Here is an 8,346-nt window from a genome sequence, read left to right as displayed (position 1 = left end):
GTGCCGTCCCTATTCGGTTTTGCTCCTGGTGGGGTTTACCATGCCAACCCTGTCGCCAGGGTCGCGGTGTGCTCTTACCACACCCTTTCACCCTTACCGAAACCCAGCAATCCCAAGGGATTAAGGGGCGTCGGCGGTCTGCTCTCTGTGGCACTTTCCCTGGGGTCACCCCCGCCGGGCGTTACCCGGCACCGTACTTCCGTGGAGCCCGGACTTTCCTCCCCCATGCGGGTTTCCCCATTGCATAGGAGCGACCATCCGACCGTCTGGCCGGCGGGTTGTAGGCGTTCAGGGCATGGAAAGCAACCGGCATTCAGCCCGAGTCTCTGACTAGGGCACGCAGGGCCGCCACGCTGTCTCGATCGGCCCCCCGGCCCATGCTGGCCGGAACCCAGTGCCGCTGGAAGGCAAAAAGGGCGGCTTCGGCGCTTTCGTCCCACGTTTTCCCATGGGCGATGTGTGCGTCCCAAGAAATCCCATCCGGGGCCACCTGATAGCCGAATTTTTCCAGAAGCCGGGCGATTTCGTCCATTTCCCACGCCATCCCATCGGCGGGACGGGGGTCGGGCCACAGGCCGACCCCCGCCATGGCCAGACCCAGCCAGTCGAACAGTTCGCCGGGGTCCTGCTTGCGCAAGGGCGCGATGTCGGAATGGCCCAGCACACGGTGGGACGGGATGGGATAAAGCGACAAAAGATGCGCGGAAAGAGCCGCCAGCGCCCGCATCTGCGCCTCTGGAAAGGGCTGGTAGCCCCATTCATGGCCGGGATTGACCAGTTCGATGCCGATGGACCGGCTATTGATGTCCATCTCTCCCGCCCAGAAGGAGGTGCCGGCATGCCAGGCGCGGCGGTCGTCGGGCACAAGCTGGAAGATGCGGCCATCCTCCTCGATCATGTAATGCGCGCTGACCTGGCTCTCCGGATCGCACATGCGGGCCAGCGCCGACGGCCCGTCCCGCATGCCGGTATAATGGATGACCAGCATGTCCGGCGGTCCGTCCACGCGACGGGGACCGTGATTGGGGCTGGGATGGGGAATGATGGGCGGTATCGACATTCCGGTACCCTACATCACACCGTATTGCGCGCCACCACGATCTTGGGGCGGCGGATCAGGATGATGCCGACGCCCGCGATCACCAGCAGGCCACCGACGATCAGGGCCCAGCTCATCGCCTCGCCCAGCCACAGCACGCCCGACGCTACGCCGAACACGGGCACCAGCATCAGGAAGGGTACCGTCTGGTTCACATCATATTTGCGCACCATGGGCTGCCAGATGGCATAGGCGATGATGGTCGATGCGATGACCATATAGGCGATGCCGGTCCAGGCCCCCCAGCTTGCATTGGCGATCTGTTGCATCTGCCCGCTTTCCAGGAGCAGGGAATAGACCAGCAGTTGCGGCACGGCGAACAGGGCCATATAGGCGTTCAACTGATAGGGATCGACCGTCCCCATCCATTTCACCTGGATGTTGGAGAAGCTGAAGGCCGCCGCTGCCGCAACAATCAGGGCCAGATGGTAAGGGTCGCTGTTGCCCCCGCCGCCGCGCAACGCGATGACGGCCACCCCGATAAAGGCGATGCCCATGCCGACCCCGCGCCGCCAGCCCAGCCTGTCCTTGAAGAAATACGCGGCCAGCAGGCTGGCAAACGGTACCTGAAGCTGGATCACGATGCTGGCCGTCGACGCCTCCGCCCCCACCATGCCATGCAGCATCAAGGGGAAATGCACGCCCCCCAGCACGAAGGAATAGGCCAGGACCTGGCGGAACTGATCGCGCGGGAACTTCACGAAGGGCAGCAGGACGGCCGCCACGATCGCGAACCGGATGGCCATCATCAGCATGGGTGAGAATTCGCGCAGCGCATAGCGCGAGACGGCGAAATTTGTCCCCCACAGCGCCATCACGAACAGCGCGCCCAGCATATGGACCGGTCTCATCGCCGCTTTCCTCAACAGATTGGCCGTCAAAACTATCGTTTCCGGCCCCGGGGGCGCGAACGCGCAGCCTGCCACCCTGCAATGCACGCCGGGGATATACCTTCGTGCCAAGGCTTTGTCACAAGGCTCATCCGAAAGAGCCGTTGTGTCGCGGAATAACCATCCCGTCCAATAATACGAAGGTCAATGAGCATTGACCTTCGTATCCGCGCCGACTGGCGCGGCGGCGGCCCATGCCGCCGAGGTCAGCAAATCCTGACAAGTCTGGATTTACTGACACGCGCATAAGTATGGGCGAGGAGGGAATGCCATGGCCGAATTCGATGCGTACGAACTGTACATGCTGACCCTGATCAACCGGGCGCGGGCCGATCCGGTGGCGGCGGCCGCCGCCTTTGGCATCGACCTGAACCAGGGGTTGAACCCCGGCACCATCTCGGCCAAGGCCAAGCAGCCACTCGCGCCCAACAACCTGCTGGCCGCAGCGGCGGAGGGGCACAGCGACTGGATGCTGGCCACCGATACGTTCAGCCATACCGGGGTCAATGGCTCCAGCCCCGGCGACCGGATGGCGGCGGCGGGATATCGGTTCACCGGTGCCTATACCTGGGGGGAGAATGTCTCCTGGAGGGGGAGCACGGGGCCCATCCGGCAGGCGCAGTTGACCGCCTATATCGAACAGCAGCATCGCGGCCTGTTCCTCAGCCCCGGCCACCGCGTCAACATCCTGGGCGATGCCTATCGGGAGATCGGCATCAGCCAGCAATTGGGGGAGTTCAGCGGCTATAACGCCTCCATGATCACCCAGAATTTCGCGGCCACCGGACAGGCCCGCTATGCCACCGGTGTGGTGTTCAACGACCTGAACGGCGACGGCTATTACAATCCGGGCGAAGGCGTGGGCGGGGTGTCGATCACCGTCAACGGGTCCGTGGTGGGGCAGACCAGTGCCGCCGGCGGCTATGCCATCGCCATGACCAACGGCACCTGGACCCTGGGTTTCAGCGGTGCCGGCCTGAACGGTGCCTATTATCAGACCGTGACCATGAGCGGCCTGAATGTCGGCGTGGATGCCAGGGCCGCGTCGTTCGCGCCCGTCACCTTCCTGGCCTGGCACAGCGGCACCAACAGCTTTGTCCTGGTCACGCCCACGGCCTATAGCGGACCGGTGGTGCATCTGGACTGGCAGATGCTGGGGACGGCCGGGGCCGACAATGTGGCCGGCAGCGACCAGGATGATTTCATCAATCTGGGCGCCGGCAATGACGCCGCCAATGGCGGGGCCGGCGATGATGTGCTGGATGGCGGCACCGGGTCCAACTTCCTGATCGGCGGGGCGGGCCTGGATATCTTCTTCGCCGACGGGCGCGGGGGGCAGGTGGCCTGGACTACCATCGTCGATTTCGAAAAGGGGGAGCAGGTGAGCGTCTGGGGCTGGCGCCCCGGCACCAGCCGCTTCACCTGGGCGGCGGATGACGGCACGGCCGGATACAGGGGCGTTACCCTGCATGCCGATCTGGACGGTAATGGCAGCATCGACATTGCCGTCACTTTCGCCGGTCTGGCCCTGTCGGCGCTGGGCGTGGCGCAGGAGAATGACGGCTATCTTCTGCTGACGTGATCCGGTTGCCCTCACCCTCCCAAGCCCTGGCGGGCTTGGGCCCCTCCCTCTCCCACGTTCGTGGGCGAGGGGCGGAACTGTGGCGTTCAGTGAAACTTCGCCCCTCGCCCGCTTTGCGGGAGAGGGAGGGGCCCGAACGCGGCAGCGTTTGGGAGGGTGAGGGCTGCCGGCAACCAGACCGACTTGCCCAAATGGCAACCCAGGCCCCCCATCCCTGGTAGCTTCCCAAGCCGCACCGCATGTGTATAGTGCGGCGAACCTTTTGATCTGGGACATGGAACCAGCTTGCGCCATCGGGTGCGGGCGGGGTCGATGTCCCATAACCCGTATCTTGCGGCCCCGCCGGCCCGCGCATGGGAGAGCCAGGTTCATGTCCAGCAGTGACCGTTTCCGCGAAGCCCTGACCTTTGACGATGTGCTGCTGGTCCCCGCCGCATCGGAGGTGATGCCGGCTGAGGTCGATACCAAGACCTGGCTGACCAAGTCGATCCAGTTGGGCATTCCGCTGCTGTCGGCCGCCATGGACACCGTCACGGAATCGGCCCTGGCCATCGCCATGGCGCAGTCGGGCGGCATCGGTGTCATCCACCGCAACATGGATATCAGCCGTCAGGCCGATGAAGTGCGCGCCGTCAAGCGCTTCGAATCGGGCATGGTGGTGAACCCCTACACCCTGCGCCCCGACAATACCCTGGCCGACGCCCAGGAGTTGCAGCGCCGCTACCGTTTCTCCGGCTTCCCCGTGTTGGATGAGAACGGCAAGCTGGTCGGCATCCTGACCCATCGCGACGTGCGTTTTGCCAGCAACCCGAACCAGCCGGTCTCTGAGCTGATGACCAAGGAAGGGCTGGTCACGGTCAAGCCGGGCGTGTCGAAGGAAGAGGCCAAGCGCCTGCTGCACCAGAACCGGATCGAAAAGCTGCTGGTGGTTGACGATGCCTATCGCTGCATCGGCATGATCACCGTGAAGGATATCGAAAAGGCGCAGAACCATCCCCATGCCGCCAAGGATGCCGCCGGCCGCCTGCGCGCCGCCGCCGCCACCGGCACGGGTCCCGATGGTCTGGAGCGCGCCGCCGCCCTGTTCGATGCCGGCGTCGACGTGCTGGTCATCGATACGGCCCATGGCCATTCCAAGAAGGTGGCCGATCAGGTGCGCGCCGCCCGCGACCTGAAGAACTATACCCAGATCATCGCCGGCAATGTCGCCACCGCCGACGCCGCCCTGGCCCTGATTGATGCCGGTGCGGACGCCATCAAGGTCGGTATCGGCCCCGGCTCCATCTGCACCACCCGCATCGTGGCCGGTGTGGGCGTGCCGCAGTTGACGGCCGTTCTGGATGTGGTGGAAGCCTGCAACAAGCATGGCATCCCTGTCATCGCCGATGGCGGCATCAAATATTCCGGCGATCTGGCCAAGGCCATCGCTGCCGGCGCGTCGTGTGCCATGATGGGCGGCTTGTTCGCCGGCACGGATGAAAGCCCGGGTGAGGTCATCCTGTTCCAGGGCCGTTCCTACAAGGCCTATCGCGGCATGGGCTCCGTCGGTGCCATGGCGCGCGGTTCCGCCGACCGCTATTTCCAGGCCGAAGTGTCCAACACGCTGAAGCTGGTGCCCGAGGGCGTGGAAGGCCGCGTGCCGTACAAGGGCCCGATCGGTGCGGTCGTGCATCAGCTCATCGGCGGCCTGCGCGCCTCCATGGGGTACACGGGCTGCGCTACCATCGCCGAAATGCGCACCAAGCCGCAATTCGTGCGCATCACCAATGCGGGCCTGCGCGAAAGCCACGTCCACGACATCACCATCACCAACGAAGCCCCTAACTACCGTCAGGGGTAAGGTTCCACTTCGCCCCTCTCCCGCCACGGTGGGCGAGGGGCGTAACGGATGTCCCATGTTCCACCACATCGACAGCCCCCAGAACCCGCAATTCAAGTCCTGGTCCGGGCTGCTGGAAAGCCGTGGCATCCGTAAGCAGGGGCAGTTCCTGCTGGCGGGGCTGAAAACCGTGCCGGAGGCGCTGACTCGCTGGCCGCAGCATTTCACGCGCATCCTGATCCGCCATCCCGAATGGATCGCCGACTGGCCGCTGCCCGACCATATCCAGCCCGTGGTGCTGGCCGGTCCCTTGTTCCGGGAACTGGACGTGTCGGGCACGGATTACCCGATCCTGGTGGGCACCCTGCCGACCATCGGTCAGGCCGACCTGTCCGCGCACCCCAGGGGCCTGGAACTGGTCTGCGCCCTGGGGGACCCCGCCAATCTGGGCGCGTTGCTGCGCAGTGCGGCGGCGTTCGGCGCTTCCAAGGTCATCCTGCTGGAAGAGGCGGCCCACCCGTTCCACCCGAAATGCCTGCGGGCGGCCAGCAACGCCGTCTTCACACTCGACATCGTGCGCGGTGGGCGCTGGGCGGTGCTGGATCAGGCGGCGGGACCGTTGCTGGCGCTGGATGCCGGCGGGGATGATCTGGCCACCTTCCCCTGGCCCGAAGATGCCCGACTGATCTTAGGCGAGGAAGGGCAGGGCGTGCCACCGCAAGTGCCGGCGCAGCGTCTGACCATTGGCAACACGGGCAATGTCGAAAGCCTGAACGCCACCGTCGCCGCCTCCATCGCGCTGTTCACCTATTACGCGGGCGGGCAATGACCGGCGGCCCCGGCGACGCGTCCGCGCCCGATCTGGCCGCCATCGCCGCCGACCTGTCGGAAAGCGTTGCCGCCTTGTCAACAGCCAGCGCGCTGGGCCTACCCGGCCTGCTGGCCCGCATCGACGCGCTGAAGGCGCGCATCGATCAACTGGAGGCCAAGGTGCGGGCGGAAATCGAGCTTCCGCCGGGGCCGGCGCCCGGTTCTTAAGGATAGGCGGTTTCGCCTAACGCCTTGATCATGCATGGCTCCCCTGTGCCCATACGGGAAGCCACATGGCGGAACCGCCCGCGCCTTAAGCCTGTCTTCATCATTTCACGGCAACCTTGCATAGTTGTGGCGTCTCGGGACGCCTTTTTGTGCCATGATGAATGACAGGGCGGGTGGCGTTATGGGTGCCATGATGACGATCCAGGATTTGAATGATCTTCGCCGCGATATCCTGGTGAAGGCTGACGAAATGCAGGTCGAGGCTGCGCGGCTGGAAGCAAGCAAGCCGGACGAGGCGGCCAATCTGCGCCGTATCGCCGACCGGCTGGCGGTTTACATGCGGGATTACCTGGACGTTTCCAATGTGGAATGGCTGCCGCCGGTGGGCAGCAGCACCCCTCATACCGGGCCGGCGTGATCCACCAGTCTGCCGGGCACGCCTGTTTGCAGCAGTGACGCCAGATCGGCGGGGATTGCCCTTTTTTCCACGGCGCCAAACTGCGTCATCACATAGATGGTTTCCGCCGCCATGACGGGCGCGCCATCGGGCAGCCGGATAAAATCCGTCAGGATGCTGAAGGATGTGGTGCCCACCCGCCCCGTCCGGATGGTTTGTTCCAGAACATCGTCGAACCGCGCCGGCGCCTTCCATTCCTTGGTCTGCTTGACCACCATCATATCCAGCCCCCGCGCGTTCAGCCCCTGGGTCCCGCCCACCAGAAGGCGCAGATACTCGGTGATGCCGATATCGATGAAGTCGCCATAGCGGGCGTTGAACACCACCTGCTGCGGATCACATTCCCCATAGCGCACACGGTGGCGAAAACGGAAATCGGCCGTCATCCTTGCCTCTGATCCTGTTGCGGCTTCGCTGCCTCGGGTCCATAAACTGCGTTGCAGTGCGGCAAAGAACAAGCTTCCTCTTCGCTTACACTCACTATCTTGTGAGTGAGTATTTGTTGCGCTATATATGCGCCGCACAAAACCAAGGGAGGGAGTGTTGGACATGGCGTTGAAGGGACGGATCGCGATTGTCACGGGGGCGGGTGGCGGCCTGGGCCGGCAGCATGCCCTGTTCCTGGCGCGGCAGGGCGCCAAGGTGGTGGTCAACGATTTGAGCCAGGGTGCGGCCGATGGCGTGGCGGCGGAGATCGCGGCCGCCGGGGGTGAGGCGCTGGCCATTGCCGGGTCGGTGACGGACGAGGCGGCGGTGGCGTCCCTGGTGTCGCGAACCATGGCGCAGTGGGGCCGTATCGACATCCTGGTCAACAATGCCGGCATCCTGCGCGACAAGAGTTTTGCCAAGATGGGGTTGGATGATTTCCGCCTGGTCCTGGACGTGCATCTGATGGGCGCCGTGATCTGCACCAAGGCGGTGTGGGAGATCATGCGGACCCAGCGCCATGGCCGCATCGTCATGACCACCTCTTCCTCCGGCCTCTATGGCAATTTCGGGCAGGCCAATTATGGGGCCGCCAAGATGGCGCTGGTCGGTCTGATGCAGACGCTGGCCATCGAGGGTGAGAAATACAATATCCGCGTCAATTGTCTGGCCCCCACGGCGGCCACGCAGATGACCGACGGCGTGCTGTCGGGCGACAGCCTGGAACGGCTGCACCCCTCGCTGGTCAGCCCGGCCCTGCTGCCGCTGGTGTCCGATGAGGCGCCGACGCGTACCATCCTGTGTGCCGGCGGCGGCAATTTCGCGGCGGCCAACATCACCCTGACCCAGGGCTGCTATATCGGCAGCGGGCCGGAGGTTGGCGCGCAGGTCGTGGCGCGGCTGGCCGAGGTGACGGACCGGACGGACGAGATCGTGCCGGCCTATGGCTTCACGCAGGCCGAGCGCGAACTGGCGGCCAGTGGCTGGAGCCAGCCGGTCATGGCAGTGGAGCGGTAAGGTCTGTCTGATGGAGTT

At 64.7% G+C, this 8,346-nt stretch carries 9 protein-coding genes and 1 other RNA gene; 6 read left to right on the top strand and 4 right to left on the bottom strand.

What is annotated here, in order from left to right; all coding sequences use genetic code 11:
- From rnpB to KBA48_RS20405, 3 genes are all read right to left on the bottom strand, one after another.
- Positions 1–270: RNase P RNA component class A (gene rnpB, locus KBA48_RS20415), an RNA gene on the bottom strand; the annotation flags it as partial.
- A gap of 43 nt (positions 271–313) precedes the next feature.
- Positions 314–1,060 carry an N-acetylmuramoyl-L-alanine amidase gene (locus tag KBA48_RS20410; RefSeq protein ID WP_292909793.1) on the bottom strand — a complete coding sequence of 249 codons (747 nt, stop codon included), beginning with the start codon at positions 1,058–1,060 and terminating at the stop codon, positions 314–316.
- A 14-nt stretch (positions 1,061–1,074) separates the two neighbouring features.
- Positions 1,075–1,950, bottom strand: a complete 876-nt coding sequence (locus tag KBA48_RS20405) for an EamA family transporter (protein WP_292909791.1) — start codon at positions 1,948–1,950, stop codon at positions 1,075–1,077.
- Positions 1,951–2,260: 310 nt separating this feature from the next.
- On the opposite strand from KBA48_RS20405, the gene KBA48_RS20400 reads away from it, so the two are divergent.
- The 5 genes from KBA48_RS20400 to KBA48_RS20380 all read left to right on the top strand — a co-directional run bounded on the left by KBA48_RS20400 (position 2,261) and on the right by KBA48_RS20380 (position 6,846).
- Complete coding sequence (locus KBA48_RS20400; protein ID WP_292909789.1) at positions 2,261–3,571, top strand: CAP domain-containing protein; 1,311 nt, start codon at positions 2,261–2,263, stop codon at positions 3,569–3,571.
- A gap of 370 nt (positions 3,572–3,941) precedes the next feature.
- Positions 3,942–5,411: an IMP dehydrogenase gene (gene guaB, locus KBA48_RS20395; protein ID WP_292909787.1), complete on the top strand. Its 1,470-nt coding sequence runs from the start codon at positions 3,942–3,944 to the stop codon at positions 5,409–5,411.
- A gap of 55 nt (positions 5,412–5,466) precedes the next feature.
- Positions 5,467–6,219 (top strand): RNA methyltransferase, encoded by a 753-nt coding sequence (locus tag KBA48_RS20390; protein WP_292909786.1) that lies wholly within the window; start codon positions 5,467–5,469, stop codon positions 6,217–6,219.
- Complete coding sequence (locus KBA48_RS20385) at positions 6,216–6,428, top strand: hypothetical protein (RefSeq protein ID WP_292909784.1); 213 nt, start codon at positions 6,216–6,218, stop codon at positions 6,426–6,428. Before KBA48_RS20390 ends, KBA48_RS20385 begins: the two co-directional genes overlap by 4 nt.
- A 181-nt stretch (positions 6,429–6,609) precedes the next feature.
- Positions 6,610–6,846 carry a hypothetical protein gene (locus KBA48_RS20380; RefSeq protein ID WP_292909782.1) on the top strand — a complete coding sequence of 79 codons (237 nt, stop codon included), beginning with the start codon at positions 6,610–6,612 and terminating at the stop codon, positions 6,844–6,846.
- On the opposite strand, the gene KBA48_RS20375 is transcribed toward KBA48_RS20380, so the two are convergent.
- Positions 6,828–7,271, bottom strand: coding sequence for a thioesterase family protein (locus KBA48_RS20375; RefSeq protein WP_292909780.1), 444 nt, complete (start codon positions 7,269–7,271; stop codon positions 6,828–6,830). The genes KBA48_RS20380 and KBA48_RS20375 overlap by 19 nt on opposite strands.
- A gap of 163 nt (positions 7,272–7,434) precedes the next feature.
- Here KBA48_RS20375 and KBA48_RS20370 point away from each other — a divergent pair, with 163 nt between their 5' ends.
- Entirely contained in the window at positions 7,435–8,328 is an 894-nt protein-coding gene (locus tag KBA48_RS20370) for an SDR family NAD(P)-dependent oxidoreductase (protein WP_292909778.1), read from the top strand.
- Positions 8,329–8,346: the final 18 nt, after the last annotated feature.

Source organism: Niveispirillum sp., from assembly GCF_017996735.1.
In the GTDB taxonomy this organism is placed as follows: domain Bacteria; phylum Pseudomonadota; class Alphaproteobacteria; order Azospirillales; family Azospirillaceae; genus Niveispirillum.
The sequence above is the reverse complement of the archived record's forward strand: the minus strand, read 5'-3'. Positions and strand labels throughout refer to the sequence as shown.